Annotated in this window: 12 protein-coding genes and 3 pseudogenes; 11 read left to right on the top strand and 4 right to left on the bottom strand. The window is 60.3% G+C overall.

Translation table 11 applies throughout. The features are described 5' to 3' along the window. Window positions 1-304 precede the first annotated feature (304 nt). The 5 genes and pseudogenes from AWB68_RS37000 to AWB68_RS51665 all read left to right on the top strand — a co-directional run bounded on the left by AWB68_RS37000 (window position 305) and on the right by AWB68_RS51665 (window position 4,648). Window positions 305-502: a ribbon-helix-helix protein gene (locus tag AWB68_RS37000; RefSeq protein WP_087649182.1), complete on the top strand. Its 198-nt coding sequence runs from the start codon at window positions 305-307 to the stop codon at window positions 500-502. Window positions 503-2,025: 1,523 nt separating this feature from the next. Continuing rightward, window positions 2,026-2,278, top strand: a pseudogene (locus AWB68_RS51675) (hypothetical protein); the annotation flags it as partial. 365 nt (window positions 2,279-2,643) lie between these two features. Next, window positions 2,644-2,829, top strand: a pseudogene (locus tag AWB68_RS51670) (HPr family phosphocarrier protein); the annotation flags it as partial. Window positions 2,830-3,183: 354 nt separating this feature from the next. Continuing rightward, window positions 3,184-3,588, top strand: a complete 405-nt coding sequence (gene rpsK, locus AWB68_RS36990; protein ID WP_087649180.1) for a 30S ribosomal protein S11 — start codon at window positions 3,184-3,186, stop codon at window positions 3,586-3,588. Window positions 3,589-4,258: 670 nt separating this feature from the next. Beyond that, complete coding sequence (locus AWB68_RS51665; protein ID WP_087649179.1) at window positions 4,259-4,648, top strand: DUF746 domain-containing protein; 390 nt, start codon at window positions 4,259-4,261, stop codon at window positions 4,646-4,648. Between the two features lie 813 nt (window positions 4,649-5,461). On the opposite strand, the gene AWB68_RS36980 is transcribed toward AWB68_RS51665, so the two are convergent. Continuing rightward, entirely contained in the window at window positions 5,462-6,304 is an 843-nt protein-coding gene (locus AWB68_RS36980) for a fused MFS/spermidine synthase (protein WP_087649178.1), read from the bottom strand. Window positions 6,305-6,880: 576 nt separating this feature from the next. On the opposite strand from AWB68_RS36980, the pseudogene AWB68_RS36975 reads away from it, so the two are divergent. The 3 genes and pseudogenes from AWB68_RS36975 to AWB68_RS36970 all read left to right on the top strand — a co-directional run. After that, window positions 6,881-7,246: pseudogene (locus tag AWB68_RS36975) on the top strand (ketoacyl-ACP synthase III); the annotation flags it as partial. Then, complete coding sequence (locus AWB68_RS51660) at window positions 7,234-7,353, top strand: 3-oxoacyl-[acyl-carrier-protein] synthase III C-terminal domain-containing protein (RefSeq protein ID WP_374729642.1); 120 nt, start codon at window positions 7,234-7,236, stop codon at window positions 7,351-7,353. The pseudogene AWB68_RS36975 and the gene AWB68_RS51660, both read left to right, overlap by 13 nt. Window positions 7,354-7,824: 471 nt before the next feature. After that, window positions 7,825-9,564 carry an IS1634 family transposase gene (locus AWB68_RS36970; RefSeq protein WP_087649177.1) on the top strand — a complete coding sequence of 580 codons (1,740 nt, stop codon included), beginning with the start codon at window positions 7,825-7,827 and terminating at the stop codon, window positions 9,562-9,564. A gap of 149 nt (window positions 9,565-9,713) precedes the next feature. On the opposite strand, the gene AWB68_RS36965 is transcribed toward AWB68_RS36970, so the two are convergent. Next, window positions 9,714-12,026 (bottom strand): NADP-dependent malic enzyme, encoded by a 2,313-nt coding sequence (locus AWB68_RS36965; RefSeq protein WP_087649176.1) that lies wholly within the window; start codon window positions 12,024-12,026, stop codon window positions 9,714-9,716. A gap of 163 nt (window positions 12,027-12,189) precedes the next feature. On the opposite strand from AWB68_RS36965, the gene AWB68_RS36960 reads away from it, so the two are divergent. The 3 genes from AWB68_RS36960 (at window position 12,190) to fabZ (ending at window position 15,234) form a co-directional block, all read left to right on the top strand. Beyond that, entirely contained in the window at window positions 12,190-12,447 is a 258-nt protein-coding gene (locus tag AWB68_RS36960) for a hypothetical protein (protein WP_087649175.1), read from the top strand. After that, complete coding sequence (gene rpoD / locus AWB68_RS36955; RefSeq protein ID WP_087649174.1) at window positions 12,431-14,626, top strand: RNA polymerase sigma factor RpoD; 2,196 nt, start codon at window positions 12,431-12,433, stop codon at window positions 14,624-14,626. The genes AWB68_RS36960 and rpoD overlap by 17 nt, the downstream gene beginning before the upstream one ends. Before the next feature lie 140 nt (window positions 14,627-14,766). Continuing rightward, a complete protein-coding gene (gene fabZ / locus AWB68_RS36950; protein WP_087649173.1) occupies window positions 14,767-15,234 on the top strand; it encodes a 3-hydroxyacyl-ACP dehydratase FabZ in 468 nt (155 codons plus the stop codon). 111 nt (window positions 15,235-15,345) lie between these two features. Here fabZ and AWB68_RS51655 read toward each other — a convergent pair whose 3' ends face one another. Continuing rightward, window positions 15,346-15,543 (bottom strand): hypothetical protein, encoded by a 198-nt coding sequence (locus AWB68_RS51655; protein WP_087649172.1) that lies wholly within the window; start codon window positions 15,541-15,543, stop codon window positions 15,346-15,348. A gap of 249 nt (window positions 15,544-15,792) precedes the next feature. Continuing rightward, window positions 15,793-16,886 (bottom strand): hypothetical protein (locus AWB68_RS36940; RefSeq protein WP_125483165.1); only part of this gene is annotated, 1,094 nt, incomplete at its 5' end.

Here is a 16,886-nt window from a genome sequence, read left to right as displayed (position 1 = left end):
GCATCGCTCCGAAAAGTTAACAGCTCGGCGCAACGTTTACAACCACTTCCCGCACCAAAATTAAAATGCCGTCCAGTGCTTAACTGAACGGCATTACGGGCTGGACAGGCTTTTCTGCGCGTACGGGCGGTGCAGTAGCGGGCCGTCCACACCTCGCCTTTCAGAGACGGGGCACTGGTCGACGCGCCGGGAGCTGAACGGGGAGCGCCCGAACACCGTCGCGTGCGCTGTGGGCGCCGCGTGGATGACGCAGGCCGCTCTGTGCATTATAATCAGATTACCATATCTTGCTTAAGCCCCTGCCATGGAAACGAAAAGCGCTCGATTCACGATACTGATCGACCCTGTGAAGAAGGAGGCGTTTGAACAGCTGTGCGCCGCGCAGGACTTAACGCCGTCGCAGGTTGTCCGGCAGCTGATTCGCGAGTACCTTGACCTGCATGGCGTCACCTACAAAACAAAAAGCGCCGTTGGCGTGCGACAACGCCGGAAAGTTGCCTGAAATGTGCCTGTGCCAGTCCCGGTGCGTGCTTCGCGGAAGTGCGCACCGCCCCACAGGCAGTCCGCCCTGGTCCTTGCGAGGGCACAGGGCGCGCCAGAGACGGGCGCGGCGACGCGGGGTTGTAGAGGACGCCACGACATGAAAAGTCGCAGGATGTGCCTGCCGAGCATAGAGGCGGAACTGGTGTGTTTTCTTACCTTGTCCGAGACATTCGCCTTTCGCTCCGGCGGTGAGGCAGGTCGATCATCTTGTTGAGAGCACGAGAATCTGGCTACGTCGTCACGATCATTTCGCCGACTGGCGTGTACGCGTCCGGCTAAGCCGAACGGCTGTCGATCTGGCGCATCAGCTGGTCGACACCGACAACCCCGCCGACACCCGAGCGGAAGTACGGCGCTGGAAAGCTCAGACGATCCATGCCATTAAAAAGACCTTTCAAGTTTTCAAGTTGATGCTCGGGTGCAGGTGGCATCGACGCGTGGGAGGGCCGCCACGCGTTCCCTTGCGCCTTCGACCGGAGGCGCCCATGGGACGTTTGCGGGCGGGGCACGAGATTTTCTGAAGATTTCTGAAGAATGCAGCATGCCAACCGGGTGTGGAATGACAACAGAGCTTAGAGTTGAACTGGACGGCACAACGTTCAGCGGCCGTTATCGGTGCTCGGAAACGCCGTCGTGGTCTACTACGCGGGCGCAACCAAGTATGCCAACTTTTCTCCAACCCTGCCAGAGACCTTCGCCGGCTGGATCCTGAAGGATCTGGTGCGCGGCGCAACGCGCAGACAATAACGCCTCGTACCGGTCACGGAGTCTGCTCTTCCGCTACGACCCTCCTCAACTGCGGCACGCCGTTGCATGAGACCGGGACTTGCGGGAAATTCATGCGTGCACGCGGCTCACTTTCAGCCGAAACCTTCCCCCGGATGAAACGGCAGTGTCCAGACGTGGGTCGCAGATACCTGTGCGTGCAGGCGGCGAAACTGACTATTCCCAACACGCCAGCCGCGCCAGCATCATGTCTCTCGCCAGACATCTGGCTCAAAAGACCGCATTTCGCCAAACGCGGCAGACGTTAGCATGCATTTCGTCGTTGACGCCGACGCCTGATCACAGCCACCGGCGGTCCCCATTGCTCAACCTCTTGCCATTGGCGACCTGAAACCTGGGAAGCCAACCACTGATCGTTTTGCAGAGGATCAGAACGCATGTTCGCCCGGACAAATACGAGCGGTCGGACGGATCTTCGGGCAGTTGAGTTGGCCCACCCAGACACGGCGATAAGAAGGCCTCAGTCGAATAGCGGTCTGTTGCTGCCTTTCCGATGATGCTGATCTTCTCGCGCCCGTTACATAGGCGCTTTCCCGCACCGGCCCACGCGACTGGCGCCAGGCTCTTGCGCAACCGTTCCTGACGGTCTCTTTGGAGCGTGTCGGTCCGATGCCCCGGGATCCGGTTCGCGACAGCATGCAGACTTGGTGATAATATAGTTATCATATCAGGCGCATCTAGTTACACGTTGTCGGCTTGCATCCGAACACTTTACTCTCGCAGTTCAGGAGGTTTCAGGAGCCCGACCATGAGTTCAACCGCGCACAACGTGCTGGACATGACGCTAGCCACAACAGCCCGACCGGTTGGCGTAGCTGGTTTTCGCGACCAATCACAAAGACATCGGCACGATGTATCTGCTGTTCGCTTCGTCATGTTCTTGTCGGGTGGCGTGATGGCGCAGAGGGTCTCGAGTGAAGCGTTCCGAGTCCGGCTCCGTTTCACACGTTCGAGACTGCGCCGACGGTCGAATAGCACCAAGGTCCCTTTTATCCAAACGAGCTGACATGGAGTCTTCCCGATGACGACTGCAGCGATGAATCGCATGCAACGAAGCAGGATTGCGGCTTACCGCGTGTGCGCTTTGCGAATGCTCATCCGCGCGAGACGCAGCGACGTCGGCTTGGCACGTCGGCACGGGCGGCCAGTGAGCCGGGTTGCCACGGGTTTTTACAGAGCGACACGGTCACACACCGCACGCATTGCGCCGTTTCGGCGGCCATTGAAATCTCGAGATAGCTTGCCAATCAGACGGGAGGCGCGTGGTCGAGGCACTTCGAAAGGCAAGGTTTTACCTGGCTTGCTGCACGCACAACTCGCTTCGAAAGCGACATCGTCTGTTTAACGAATGGACGAGCCGCGAATGCAAAAGACGCCATCGCGCTCTTGTATCTGCAGGCAAAAGCCGGCGCCCGCGTTCACCTTCGTGTTAGCGGTTCGGACGAGACAGCCGCACTTGAGGCTATCGCAGAAATTCTCCTTGTCGCGATCGAACCATGACGAATCAAACCAAGTCTGGCGGACAAGAGGGCAGAACAGGATGACCGCGATGGCAATCGCGCGCCCTGACGCGGCATTGTCAGTCGCAAGGCGCTTCCGATCTTGTTTGAAAATGTGAGCAGCAGATACGACGCGAGTCGCTTTGACGGACCGCGCGCGACGCTTCGGTGCATACGTGGAAGTACGTGCAGCGCAAACGAAACCGCGCGGTCCGCATGGCGGCGGTTGAAAAGGCTTCACGAGACTGGTACGGGCGTAAACCGTCATTCAGTGCTGTCCGGCAGGGGAGTGTCATCTGAAAGCGGACTCAAGACGTCCCCAGGCAATTTTTTGCAGTTCTACCGGGAAAATGTAATGGCTCGGACTTCGAAGATCTCCGCATCGCAGCGCGTTCGCAAGAAGGCAAAAAAAAGCGTCTCCGAGGGAGTGGTTCACATACACGCATCGTTTAACAACACGATCATTACCATCACCGATCATCGCGGCAATGCGCTCGCATGGGCATCATCTGGCGGACAGGGCTTCAAGGGGTCACGAAAGTCAACCTCCTTTGCCGCTCAGGTCGCGGCCGAATCGGCGGGGCGTGCGGCAATGGAACATGGCGTGAGGACTCTTGAAGTTCGAATCAAAGGTCCTGGTCCAGGCCGCGTATCAGCAGTACGTGCGCTTCATGGTCTCTGTATCAAGATTACGAGAATTTCGGATGTGACGCCGGCTCCGCACAACGGTTGTCGCGCGCCCAAACGACGTCGTATCTGAAAAGCCACTTTTCTCGCCCTGACGCGGCCGCCGTGGCCTCGGCATCGCTGCTCAAGCTATGGGACGTCGGTTCACAATACTTCCCCGGCAGCAGTTCCGCCGCCGGTCTCAGGCGATTCAGGACAGGCAATGCAGCCGGAATCCACCCAATACATATCGGGAACCGCCGCCGGTATGGACGCCGGGATCAGGTCTCAACTGGCCGCTGGTAACCGGGCCGGAAGCGCCCGGTACGGCGCCGTCTCGTGTGGAGCGGGGCCGAACCGCCGGCGTTCGTGGCCGATCAGCAGGATCCGCAGCCTAGAACTACAAAAACACCGTGGGGAGCTTGTGGGGAGCCTTGATGCTCAACTGCTTGTTGACATTCACCCGTCCGAACACCACCTCGATGGCAGATGGTGTGTCGCAGACAGCATGAAACCGCTCGCTTGTCGCGCAGATATCGCGACGACGTCGCCCTTGGCCCTGACATCGCGCCTAGAGAAATGGCTCGGGCGGACCGGGCATTAACAGTTTCAGATTTACGCGCGGTCCGCTCCGATCAATAGACCATGAACCGCCTGCGGCAACTGACTTTCCGTTTCAAGGAGGCAGGAAAATAATTAGAGTCGATAAGCCACGGCGCGGGAACAATGAGGGCGAAGTCCCAGTTCATGAGGAAACCAAACTAATGGAGTTTCTTCTCGGCGAGATATCTGATGCTTACTCTGCCGACACGGTCCCGCCCCTGTGCCCGCACTGTGGCGCGGGCGACACCCGCTGCGCAAGCGTATCGCGGGAACGCGCTCCGCCGCCCACCAACCTTCCGTTGCCGACGCTGCGCGAGTCATTCACTCGATTGACATGCACGCCGATGGCGCACATGAGGCGAAAGGATTTACTGCACGGCCTTGGTCCACTGCTATCTCAACGGCGGCCACTGGCCGAGGTAGCGGAAGAACTGGGCGTGTCGCGTCAGAGCCTGAGCCGGCGCGTTCAGCGCTTTCGCGAATGGCTGCTGATACTGGACCCGTCGGGCCAGTACGAGCGGCGAGTGAGACTTGGGGTGGAAGAGGCCTAGCGGCCGCACGTTCTGGCAATCCGGCAGGGACGCAGACGGGCGGTTCGGGACGGGTTCGAACAGCGGTGCCCCGGCACTGTCCTGATCTGCGCTCCGCAGTTAAATGGCAGTACTCCCGCCGAGCCCCCAGAGGTAGAAGAAGATCTGGCAAAACGAAGATACCTGTACCTGGAACCCTTTCCTGCGTATCGCGGCGGTCGGCCCGCGCGTTGCTTCCCCGCGATAACTGGCGCGTGCCGGCAAACTTTGCGAATGGTTCCTTGATCACGGGAAATGCGCGATCAAGCGCCGTCGGTGTGCAAGGGCTTCTGTGCGACATGCAATTCGCCAGCGTGCAGTATCCTGTTGACGGGGTGGAAAACATTCCCGTTTACCGGGAGCCCGTGTGAACTCATACTGTAATCGCGGGCGCAGGGGCGCGCTGAACAGGTGGCGGCCGATGAAATCCAGTTCGGCCGTTTCTGGCGCTGTAGTTTAAAAGTGCAGAGAGAACACAGACAGGCTGAAATCGACCAGCGATGAAGGGGCCTGTCCGTCTATGCGTAGATCTGCGGTTTTTATGTGACAGTTGCGAAATCGCCCCAAATCCGTACGGGTCTTCGAATTTCGAACAGATACGCACCGTGAAATTCGATACCGATGGCCTCTTGCCGGTAGATTAGCTCCGCGTTGCCCGTCCTTGAGCATTGCCTCGCCCCCCGCCTTCGCGAAGGCGGGGCGCCGGCCAGTCGTCCAGGAATGCCGACCCGTCAACAAGGGCGAGTTCGAGCATCCGGTCATGAACTATCCCGACGTCAATGGACCATTCTACGTTTAGTGCCCGTTCGATTTACTCGTATCTCCAACCGCCCAGTTCTGACGGAACGCAAAGTCGGAAGCGAGCCTCTCACCTTGCTTCAAACGACGCGCGGCCGACCGCAGATTCAGGGGATGTATCGATGCGAGTGCGTTCGCACGCTCCAACAGGGTCTCCCTGGATGGAAATCTGGTTGCACCCTTCCAGGCGAACAGCGTGTAGTTGCAGCTTTCCTCGGCCAATGCAATTGAAACTGACTTCCCAAACAACTGTCGAACGTCCTGCAGGTAATACGGGATGTCTGGGTCGTTCTCAACGAAATTCGCCACCAGCACCCCGTTGTCAGAAAGCCGCGCATGGCAGGCCGCGTAAAAGTCTGCGCTGCCAAGCTGCGCGGGCATCCCGTGCGCTACGAACCCGTCCACCAGAATCACGTCTGGCCGCGCATCCACCTCTTTGACATACTCGGCACCATCCGTGCAGATGACCTCAAACCGCTCGTCATCGGGCGGAATGTGAAACCTGTCGCGCAACGCGATCACCGCCGGATCGATCTCAACCGCGACAACCTTGCTATCCACCAGATGTCGATAGCAATATTTAGCGAGCGATCCTCCGCCGAGACCGATCATGGAAATCCTGACGGGCGCAGGTTGTAGCAGCAGAAATCCCATCATCGTGCGGGTGTAGCCCAGCACCAGCCTGTCGGGGTCGCGCCGGGACATGAAGCTCTGCGTGGCAAGCGGGTCGAAATGCAGTGAAAGCGAATGCTGGGTTTCGAGCACGGTGGGCGCACCGTCCCCGCGCGACCCGGCAAAAAACTTCATGTAGGCGTCAAACGATGCGTGAGAGTTATTCATGCTGCAGTGGTGGTGACCTTCCTGTCTCATTCTTCCGCTAGTCGCTTATGCCGGGACGGGTTCACCGCGGAAACGTCCTGAGCGGTTGACGATCCGCGGGCAGTTACTTCGACGATTGTCGACGGACCAGCAACATTATCCTGTCTTGAAAGGCGTTGGGTTTGCCGGAACGTTTCTCCACTAATGATTGTATATGATAATGATGTTATCATAGGATGTGCTGTTTTGCTCCCGCAATTCGCGAGTGCTATTGGATTAGTGAAATAAAATCGTTGTCGCCCGTCCGCGAATATTTGCCCTGATGCTTTTGACCGACGAGCGCACGCAGCGACGAGGGCGCTCTTGCAGAGGAATCGAGGTCGTACGGGAAAGGCCGGCCGCTCAGATGATGGCAATGGCTGTTGTCAGGCTCGTTCGAGTCAGCCGTGCCGGCACGAACGGATATTGGAGCCAGAGGTATTGGCGACGGCTCGAATTGCGGTGCGTCGCCGTGTCGACCGAAACGCATATCGCCGGACCCGGAGGGGCGTTCCTGATGATCACAACACGGCTTTCACACCCTGATCGATAATGATTATGCCCTTTGCACGTATCATCGGAACGGGCAGTTTCCTGCCTTCGAACATCGTTTCGAACGCGGACCTCGTGTCCTTACTGGCCAACCAGGGCGTCGAGACAAGCGATGACTGGATCTATTCGCGAAGTGGCATTCAGTCCCGACGCTTCGCGTATGGGGAATCGCAGACGAGCGATCTTGCCGCCACGGCGGCCTCGCATGCCCTGAAGGCGGCGGAACTGGACGCGGACGCTGTCGATCTGATCATCGTAGCGACAACAACGCCTGACGCCGTATTTCCGGCCACCGCCTGTCTCGTCCAACGCAAGCTCGGAATTCGCAACCGCTGCGCCGCCTTCGACATTCAGGCCGTATGCGGCGGTTTCATTTAGATCAGGCTTATCGGGATGGACGGATATGTCGCGGCGACAGGGTGTTGATGCATGGGGTGGGGGCAGGCATGACGTGGGGCGCCTTGGCAATGCAGGCCTAAAGAGTGGCAAGCACCATCGTGTCGCACCAGACATAACCTTCAGCCCGGAGCGGACCGCTACTGAACGAACGACTCCACGCCCTCCTGGCGCGGAGTCTGCAACGAGGTGACTTACTGTCGAAGAAGATGTTCTGGCGCTTCTCGCACAATTTCGCGAGCCGGCTGATAGTTTCTCTGCAAGCTCACCGCAGTGGGCTGGCGGGCGAGAACGCAGGCCAGACCGATGCTCCGCCGAGCGGGTGTCGTAGAACGTGCCCCTCAAATCACCGCGGTGAAACGACGCAAGGAAATCGCCGCTGACATCGCAATGCTCCTTTCGTCGAGGGGACGTCTAGGCCTAGCTTTTGCCCACCAAACAGCCGGAACCCTAGTCAGCCGTGGGTTTCGGCGATAGTTTTGGGCTAAAATGTAGCCATGTAAATTAGTATATTTATATTGATTTTTTCGGATTTTTTGCTTGAATGAGTGTTCATGTATATCGAACACGTTCCCAACCGTCACTCGCCACCCGCAGTTCTGCTGCGCGAGTCCTATCGCGACGGCAACACGGTCAAGAAGCGCACCCTCGCGAACCTCTCGTCGCTGCCCGCCGAAGTGATCGAAGGCTTGAAGGTCCTGCTACGCGGCGGCGTCGCGGTGTCCTCGGCCGAGGCGGCCTTCGTGATCGAGCGCAGCCTGCCACACGGGCACGTGGCGGCCGTGCTCGGCGCGGCACACGCCTGCGGCGCCGAGCAGTGGTTTGCGTCGGCGCCCGCCGCGCTGCGCTCGGTGGTCATGGCGCTGCTGGTGGCGCGGCTCGTGTCACCCGCTTCCAAACTCGCCACCCATCGCATGTTGCGCGACGAGACCGCGACCCACTCGCTGTCGCGACTGCTCAAGTTGGGCGAGCTCGAGCTCGAGCAGGTCTATGCGGCGCTCGACTGGTTGGGCGACGCTCAAGAAGGCATCGAGAAGCGCCTTGCCAGGCAGCATCTGACTGGCAGTACGCTGGTGCTCTATGACCTCACCTCCACGTGGGTGACCGGACGCTGCTGCGAGCTCGCGGCCCACGGTTATAGCCGCGATGGCAAGCGCGACGATCCACAGATCGTGTTCGGTTTGATCTGCACGCCAGAAGGGTGTCCCTTGGCCGTCGAAGTCTTCGCCGGCAACACCGCCGATCCCGCCACCGTGGCACCCCAGGTGGCCAAGCTCAAAGACCGCTACGGGATCGACCAACTCGCCTGGGTGGGTGACCGGGGCATGCTCACGCAAGCGCGTATCGACACGTTGTTGAGACCGGCTGGTCTGGACTGGGTGAGCAGCCTGCGTGCGCCGCAGATGGCCGCGCTTGCCCGCGAGAAAGGGCCCTTCCAGCCCTCGCTGTTCGATGAGCGCAACTTGCTCGAGGTGACGAGCGAAGCGTTCCCCGGCGAGCGACTGGTGGTGTGCCGCAATCCGTTGTTGGCCGAGGAGCGCACCCGCAAGCGCGAGGCCTTGCTGCAGGCCACTGAAGAGGAGTTGACCGAGATCGCCGAGGCGACCTCGCGCGTGCGCAACCGGCTCAAGGGCACCGAGGCGATCGCCTTGCGCGTGGGCCGCGTGATCGATCACTTCAAGATGGCTAAGCACTTCGAGTTGCGCATCACCGACTCGAGCTTCTCATGGACGCGCAAGGCCGAGCAGATTGCCGAAGAGGCCGCGCTCGATGGCCTGTATGTGGTACGCACGAGTTTGTCGGCCGCAGCGTTGTCAGCCGAGGCTGCCGTGACGGCCTACAAGGGCTTGGCCGTGGTGGAGCGGGCCTTCCGCTCGCTCAAGACGGTCGATCTGCAGGTGCGTCCCGTGTTCCATTGGAATGCCGAACGCGTGCGCGCTCACGTCTTTCTGTGCATGCTCGCTTACTACGTCGAGTGGCACATGCGCGAGAAGCTAAAGCCGATGCTGTTTGACGATGAATGCGTCGAGCAGGCACGGGCGAGCCGGCCTTCGCCGGTGGCCAAAGCGCAACGCTCGGACCAGGCGAAAGCCAAGCACGCCACGCGGCTTGGCGAGGATGGCTTGCCGGTCCATAGCTTCCGTACCTTGCTCGATGACCTGGCCACGCTCACCTACAACGTCTGCCACACGCCGCTCAATCCAAACGCCAAGATCGTCATGTCCACGCGGCCCACACCGGTTCAAGAAAAGGCCTTTCGCCTGTTGAACGTCAACCCCGGCTGTACCCAGTAACCGTCTCGCCCGCGCACCCATAACCTAGAAAAATCAAAGGACTATGCGTCTGCGTGTTTAAAGCTCGGTCTAAGATACCGCGGCGAATGCAGCCAAAGTCGATCTGAAAGGCGCGCAGGCCAGCACCGCTTGCCCTGACAATCGGAACGTCAGATGGCGCGAAATGACGGGGATGCAGCACCGGCATCTGCGACGACGAGGGCCGTCATGTTGACGATGGCACGTACCGTGGCGGACGCGGTCAGCACATGCACCGGCCTGGCCGCGCCCAGCAGCATCGGCCCGATGGTAACGTTGTTGCCAGCCGCCATCTTGAGCAGGCTGTACGAAATGTTGGCCGCGTCAATATTAGGGAACACCAGCAGGTTTGCGTCGCCATCGAGCGTCGACTCAGGCAACACGTCACGGCGCAGGTTGGCGTCGAGCGCGGCGTCCCCGTGCATCTCGCCGTCGACCTGCAGGCCCGGGGTGCGTTCCTTGAGGATCTCGAGCACGTCACGCATTTTCTGCGCGGACGGTGCGTGGCTGGTGCCGAAGTTCGAGTGCGACAGCAGCGCAACCTTCGGTTCAATACCGAAACGACGCACTGCGTCGGCGGCCATGATGGTGATCTCGGCCAGCTGTTGCGCCGTCGGGTCGACGTTCACGTGGGTGTCGGCCAAGAAAATCTGCCGGTGCGGCAACACCAGCGCATTCATTGCCGCGTATACGCTGCAACCTTCGCGTTTGCCGATCACCTGATCGATGAAATGCAGATGGCGATGCGTCGTGCTGATCGTGCCGCAGATCATGCCATCCGCGTCACCCTTCTTCACCAGCATGGAGCCAATCAGCGTCGTGCGGCGGCGCATCTCGAGCCTGGCCATCTGCGCACTGATTCCCTTCCTCACCATCAGCTTGTGATATTCCTGCCAGAAGTCGCGATAGCGCGCGTCGTTATCCGTATCGACAACGAGGAAATCGACACCCTGCGTGAGACGCAGACCATAGCGCGCAACGCGATGCTCGATCACCGCCGGACGGCCGATCAGGATCGGCTTCGCGAGCTTTTCGTCGACGATGATCTGGATCGCGCGCAGCACGCGCTCTTCCTCGCCTTCCGCGAACACGATGCGCTTCCTGTCCGGCTCGACGCTGCGCGCCAGCTGGAAGATCGGCTTCATTGTTGTGCCGCTGTGATAGACGAACTGCTGCAGGTGCTGTTCGTAGGCTTCCATGTCCTCGATCGGTCGAGTTGCGACACCAGAGTCCATCGCAGCCTTCGCGACCGCCGGCGCAATCTTGACAATCAGACGGGGATCGAACGGCTTGGGAATCAGGTATTCCGGACCGAACGATAGGTCCTGGATGCCATACGCCGTCGCGACGATGTCGCTTTGCTCCTGGCGTGCCAGTTCGGCGATCGCATTGACCGCCGCGATTTCCATTTCACGCGTCACGGTCGTGGCGCCCGCATCGAGCGCCCCGCGGAAGATGAACGGGAAGCAGAGCACATTGTTGACCTGATTGGGATAATCGGCCCGCCCGGTCGCGAGCACGGCATCGGGGCGAATTTGCCTTGCCACGTCGGGCTCAATTTCAGGCGTCGGATTGGCAAGTGCGAAAATCAAGGGTGTTGCTGCCATCTGCGCGACCATATCGGCCTTAAGCACACCGCCCGCCGACAGGCCCAGGAAAATGTCCGAGCCATTGATCGCCTCCGCGAGCGTGCGGGCTTCGGTTTCGCGTGCGAAGCGCTCCTTGTCCGGGTCCATCAGTTCGACGCGGCCCTTGTAGACCACCCCGGCCAGGTCGGTGACGAGGATGTTTTCGAGCGGCAGACCGAGGTCGACCAACAGATCCAGACAGGCTAGCGCCGCCGCGCCCGCGCCAGAGGCAACCAACTGCACCTTCTTGATGTCCTTGCCGACCACCTTCACCCCGTTGGTGATTGCCGCCGCGACGACAATGGCCGTGCCATGCTGGTCGTCGTGGAACACCGGAATCTTCATGCGCTTGCGGCATTCGCGTTCGACGATGAAGCAGCCCGGTGCCTTGATGTCTTCGAGGTTGATGCCGCCGAAGGTCGGCTCTAGCGCGGCGATTACCTCGACCAGTTTGTGCGGGTCGGACTCGTTCAACTCGATATCGAACACGTCGATGCCGGCGAATTTCTTGAACAGCGCGGCCTTGCCCTCCATTACAGGCTTTGACGCGAGCGGCCCGATGTTGCCAAGGCCGAGCACGGCCGTGCCGTTGGTCACGACGCCGACGAGATTGCTGCGCGCGGTGAAGCGCGCGGCGTTCAACGGGTTTTCGACGATTTCCTCACACGCAAACGCGACGCCCGGCGAGTACGCCAGCGCGAGGTCGCGCTGGTTGATCATCTGCTTGGTGGGCGCGATGGCGATCTTCCCCGGCGTGGGGAATTCGTGATAGTCGAGCGCAGCTTCGCGCAGCTTGTCGTGGGCTGTTGTTGGCATGACGTCCCGTTGTTAACAACATTTGCAGGTGATGATAATGATATTATCACGGCAAGGCACGGCATGTGCGGCGCGACTTGGCGCCAAGTCTGCCGCGACGCGCAAGAGCCTGTCGGCTTCACGCGACAGATCACAGACGGGAACGGTTCAGGGGAAAATTCAGATGAATGCACCTGCATGCGACGACAATAGCGGGCAACTGCGCCTGCATCGCGAACCCGTCAGTGCATCCGGGCAGCAAGCACACATACATCGCGATGTCATGATCCAGGCGTCATCGGACGGCAGGACCGCTGTACTGATCGCATTTGAAGAGCGTTTCAGCGACCACCATCCCACGGGCCCGGAACAGGAGGTCCGTTATGAAATTTCGGTTTCTGAACTGGTTCAGCTTATCCGGGCGCATGGAGCGCGCCTCTGAAACGGCCATCCACCTGGATCCGGCTGCGGCACGCGGTGCGCGCCGGTCCGGATGTCTTTTTTCAAAGGAGCGACGCGTGACGAAGAAGGCTGCAAAAAACAAGGCCGTTGATCTGCTGCCTGACCACATAGACGCTGCGGATCCCGCGCTTCGGGCCGGTGTGACGAACTCGCAATTTTTAGGTTCACACACGCCAGATCGAGCGCCGGACACCCTATCTACGGGTGCGACCGCCCAACCTCAGAGCGCAGCGCGCCGGACCAAGATTAGCGCGCGCACCGATGGCGCCGGCGTCGCGCTACCGAATCAATCCGCTGGCGACAGTGAAAGTGGCCGTGCAGAGCTAAGGGCGCTGATCAAGCTGGGGAACGAGCGCGGCTTCGTCATTCGCGGAGAAATCAGCGACTGCCTGCCCGAGCGCCTTGCACAACCAGATGCGATCGAAAACGTGATCAGGGCCTTCAGCGATATGGGCATCGCCGTAGTTGAGCAGGCACCAGACGTCGAGTCCCTGGCGATGCACGATCACGTGGACACAGGTTCGTCCGACGAGCAGGTCGAAGAAGAGGCGGTGGCGGCCATCTCGGGCGTGGACGCGGAGTTTGGCCGCAGCACCGATCCCGTACGCATGTACATGCGCGAGATGGGCACTACTGAACTCCTCACCCGCCAGGGCGAGATTGCACTTGCGCGGCGCATCGAAGAGGCGCGCAACGATGTGATCCAGGCGATATCGTCGTGCCCGACAACGATTGCGGACCTGCTGGCGATCGCTGGCGCTGTTGCCAGCGGCGCAACCCCGATCGAAGAGTTTGTCGATGGGATGATCGATCCTGCTGCGGCGGAGAGCGACGGCATTAGCGCGGTCGCAGAGGAAAGCATCGGCCGCGAGCCGGTCCTCGCCGCCGACCACCGCGACGAAGATGATGACGGCGCTGAAGCCGCGTCGACCGACCTGCGCAGCGAAATCCTGAAAACTGACGCGCTGGCGAAGTTTGCGGCAATAGCGGAGTGGTTCGAGAAATTACGCGACGCATACGAGACGAATGGTTACGGATCCGACTGTTATCGAACCGCGCAGGCGGCGATCGAGGCCGAACTGATGACAATCCGCTTCACGGCCCGCACCATCGATCGCTTGTGCAGCGCGTTGCGGGTGTCCGCCGACGAGGTCAGAACCATCGAGCGCGACATTGCACGGATTGCGATTGATCGGTGTGGCGTACCTCGCGAGACTTTTATCGCATGTATCCGGGGCAACGAGACCACCCCAGCGTGGCTACAGCAACTCGTCGTGGCGGGGCACGCGTTCAGCGGCATGCTGGAGCGAAACCTCCCCGCGATTTCGGCGGAGCAGCAGAAATTGCTGGTGCTCCAAAAGCGTGTCGTGCTGCCGCTTGCCGATTTCAGGGGCGTCTGCCGCGCAATGGCCGTGAGTGAGGCGAGATTGCTCCGCGCGAAAGACGAACTTATCGAAGCGAATCTGCGGCTGGTAATCTCGATCGCGAAGCGGTACGTGAACCGCGGCATGCCGTTTCTCGATCTGATACAGGAAGGCAATATTGGCCTGATGCGCGCCGTTGACAAGTTTGAATACCGTCGTGGGTACAAGTTTTCCACCTACGCAACCTGGTGGATCCGTCAGGCCATCAGTCGTTCAATCGCGGATCAGGCACGCACCATTCGAATCCCGGTCCACCTGACCGAATCGATCAACAAGTTGAAACGAATCTCGCGCCAGATTCTGCAGGAAACCGGACGGGAACCTGATGCCGCCGTGCTGGCGGAACGGACGGCGATGCGAGAAGACAAGGTCCGGGCCATGCTGCGGATTGTCAAGGAACCGGTTTCCTTGGACATGACAGTCGGGGAGCACGACGACGTATCTGTGGGCGAGCTGATCGAGGACCCCAAGGCCATCCTGCCAGACGATGCCGCGCTACAGGCCAGTATGCGCGATGCGGTCGGCGAGGCGCTCGCGAACTTGAGTTCGCGGGAGGCCAAGATTCTTCGGCTGCGGTTTGGTATTGAGAGTGGCACGGAGCGTTCGTTGCAGGAGGTGGGCGAGCAGTTTGAAGTCACCCGCGAACGGATCCGGCAGATCGAAGCACAGGCATTGCGCAAGCTCCGCCATCCGGCACGGTCTGGCCGGTTGCGGTCATTTCTGGACAAGCAATAGAACTAGAGGGGAGATACCTAGGCCTGAGCCCCTCCTGAGAACGGGGCAACCGGGGGATGGACTAAAGTCCACGCTGTCCGTCCACACGCGCCGGCATCCATTGATATCTTCGCACAGTGACCGACCTAAGCAGAAAGACCATGAGCACCGAAATAAACGATCTCGACATTCACAAGATTCTTACCCTACTGCCGCATCGCTATCCGTTCCTGCTCGTCGATCGGGTCCTCGAACTCCAACCGCACAAGCGTATCAAGGCGCTCAAGAACGTATCCATCAACGAGCCATACTTCACGGGCCACTTCCCGAAACGCCCTGTCATGCCGGGCGTGTTGGTTCTCGAATCGCTAGCGCAGGCAGCGGCGTTGCTCACCTTCTCGGAGGAGCCGCACGACCCGGCCAGCACGCAGTATCTGTTCGTCGGCATCGACGATGCGCGCTTCAAGCGGGTGGTCGAGCCGGGAGATCAACTCATCCTGACGGTCTCGTTCAAGCGCCATATGCGTGGGGTCTGGAAGTTCATCGCACACGCTGACGTCGAGGGGGTGGTCGCAGCGCAAGCCACGCTGATGTGCACGGTCAGACACGCAGATGCGAGCGGTCGATAAGGCACGCAAAGCGGAATGCAGATACCCGGTGTCACGACAGAGCAACGAGGGATGGCTCGCCTGGTACCCCGCTCATCGAATGGGCGTGATGGTTTGCCTTGCGACATCCGGTCAGCGGACCCGTGCCATGGCCCTGAGCATCGAAGCGCCGTGAGGGGTTATGCGCGTGCGCTGGAGGCCCGAGGCAGCATCTTCCAATGTAACCAGTTGGCGTTTCAACAGTGCGTCAAGGTCATCACGGTCCACCTGTATGCGATCGCAGTTGCTCTTGAGCAGCAATAGCGTTGCGAGTTCGTGTGGACTGAGCATCATGGCCTCCTGGCGGTGAGTTCGCGCCTTCGGGAGTTGCGGAGCTCGCTTGTATTCGGTACGGAGCGCCCGGTCCGCTGAATGCTGAACCGGAAACACCAGCAGCTTGCGGGTGGCCTTGACGGTCGCCCGATTGCCGCGAAGACGAATGTAGTGTATACCGCACCACCTCTACATTCAATACGACAGGCCAATAGTTCAGCTAGACTCCTTGACTGAATTGATCTTGTAGCAGTCGAGTCAAGTTTTCTACGCGGCGATTTTGACCTGATCGCACCAGGCGTTGACGGCCTGCTCCGCGGTGCGGAAGCTGCGCTGCAAAGACGCTGGCGAGGCGGCTGGTGCCTGAGGGCTAACCAATGCAAGGCCCGGGCGCAAGATGCGCGAATATACGCGCGTATAGAAGAGTGCCGTTTGCAGTCCACGATTTGTGAGCTGATAGCGGTGGGTCTTGGGCACTCGCTCGATCAGGCCGTGCAAGCGCAGGCGTCGCAGCTCGTAGCTCATGTGCCCCGGGCCGATTTCGCCGGGACGCAGGCCCAGCAGCACGGCGTAGGCTTGCCGCAGGTCTTGATTGGTAAAGCCGCGCGCGACGAAGACGAACATCACCAGCGCCTGCAGCAGCGCCTGGACCTTCGGGTCGGCAAAGCGCAGCGCCGGTGCGCGCTGCCCGTGAACGTGGCGCGCACGCTGCAGGTCCTGAAACGCGTCTTCGCCCAACGCACAGTCGTGGCTGATCTGCTCGATTTCGAGCATGCGCCGATTCGCTGCAAAGCCAATTCGGCGTAGCTCGGGCAAGTTGCGCAGCAGTCGTCCGACGCGAAAGTCGCGGGTGTCGTTGATGGTGGTCTCGGTACGTAGCGCCTGACCCTCCTTGTGGTACTGCTTGATGCGTGAACGCTTGTAGTCCACATGCAGCGAAGGGGTGACCCCTTCGGTAATCACCCGGGTGCGAAAGCGCCCCGGGGTGCGCCGATTGACGCGGCGATCGAAGATCAGTTGCACTTGGCCCGGGCGTCCGATGTCCAGGTTCTCGCGGATGACCTGCTCGAAGAAGATGCGGCCTGTCACCGGTCGATCGAGCACCTGGGTCAGCGCGAACTCGGCCTGCAGGATCGACAGCGCGTAGCGGTAACCGGCGGCCCGGTCGCGCCGATCAAACGGATGCGGTAGTCGTGCCAGCCATTTGCGCAGCAGCCGATCAATCTTGCGCTCATCCAGCCCATCGCAGATTCGCTGCAGCGCCTTGGGGTCTTCGCACGAGAGGATGCCGTTGTCCAGCGCCTCGAAGGCGATGCCGCGCTTGCGCAATTGGCACTTGGCGTACTCGTTGCCGTTGATAC

The sequence above is a fragment of the Caballeronia choica genome (assembly GCF_001544535.1).
GTDB classification, from domain to species: Bacteria; Pseudomonadota; Gammaproteobacteria; order Burkholderiales; family Burkholderiaceae; genus Caballeronia; species Caballeronia choica.
The sequence above is the reverse complement of the archived record's forward strand: the minus strand, read 5'-3'. Positions and strand labels throughout refer to the sequence as shown.

Excerpts from the sequence above, each read along its gene's own strand:
- AWB68_RS37000 (WP_087649182.1), top strand. The coding sequence starts at position 305 with ATGGAAACGAAAAGCGCTCGATTCACGATACTGATCGACCCTGTGAAG.
- rpsK (WP_087649180.1), top strand. The coding sequence starts at position 3,184 with ATGGCTCGGACTTCGAAGATCTCCGCATCGCAGCGCGTTCGCAAGAAG.
- AWB68_RS51665 (WP_087649179.1), top strand. The coding sequence starts at position 4,259 with ATGGAGTTTCTTCTCGGCGAGATATCTGATGCTTACTCTGCCGACACG.
- AWB68_RS36980 (WP_087649178.1), bottom strand. The coding sequence starts at position 6,304 with ATGAATAACTCTCACGCATCGTTTGACGCCTACATGAAGTTTTTTGCC.
- AWB68_RS51660 (WP_374729642.1), top strand. The coding sequence starts at position 7,234 with ATGCGGCGGTTTCATTTAGATCAGGCTTATCGGGATGGACGGATATGT.
- AWB68_RS36970 (WP_087649177.1), top strand. The coding sequence starts at position 7,825 with ATGTATATCGAACACGTTCCCAACCGTCACTCGCCACCCGCAGTTCTG.
- AWB68_RS36965 (WP_087649176.1), bottom strand. The coding sequence starts at position 12,026 with ATGCCAACAACAGCCCACGACAAGCTGCGCGAAGCTGCGCTCGACTAT.
- AWB68_RS36960 (WP_087649175.1), top strand. The coding sequence starts at position 12,190 with ATGAATGCACCTGCATGCGACGACAATAGCGGGCAACTGCGCCTGCAT.
- rpoD (WP_087649174.1), top strand. The coding sequence starts at position 12,431 with ATGGAGCGCGCCTCTGAAACGGCCATCCACCTGGATCCGGCTGCGGCA.
- fabZ (WP_087649173.1), top strand. The coding sequence starts at position 14,767 with ATGAGCACCGAAATAAACGATCTCGACATTCACAAGATTCTTACCCTA.
- AWB68_RS51655 (WP_087649172.1), bottom strand. The coding sequence starts at position 15,543 with ATGCTCAGTCCACACGAACTCGCAACGCTATTGCTGCTCAAGAGCAAC.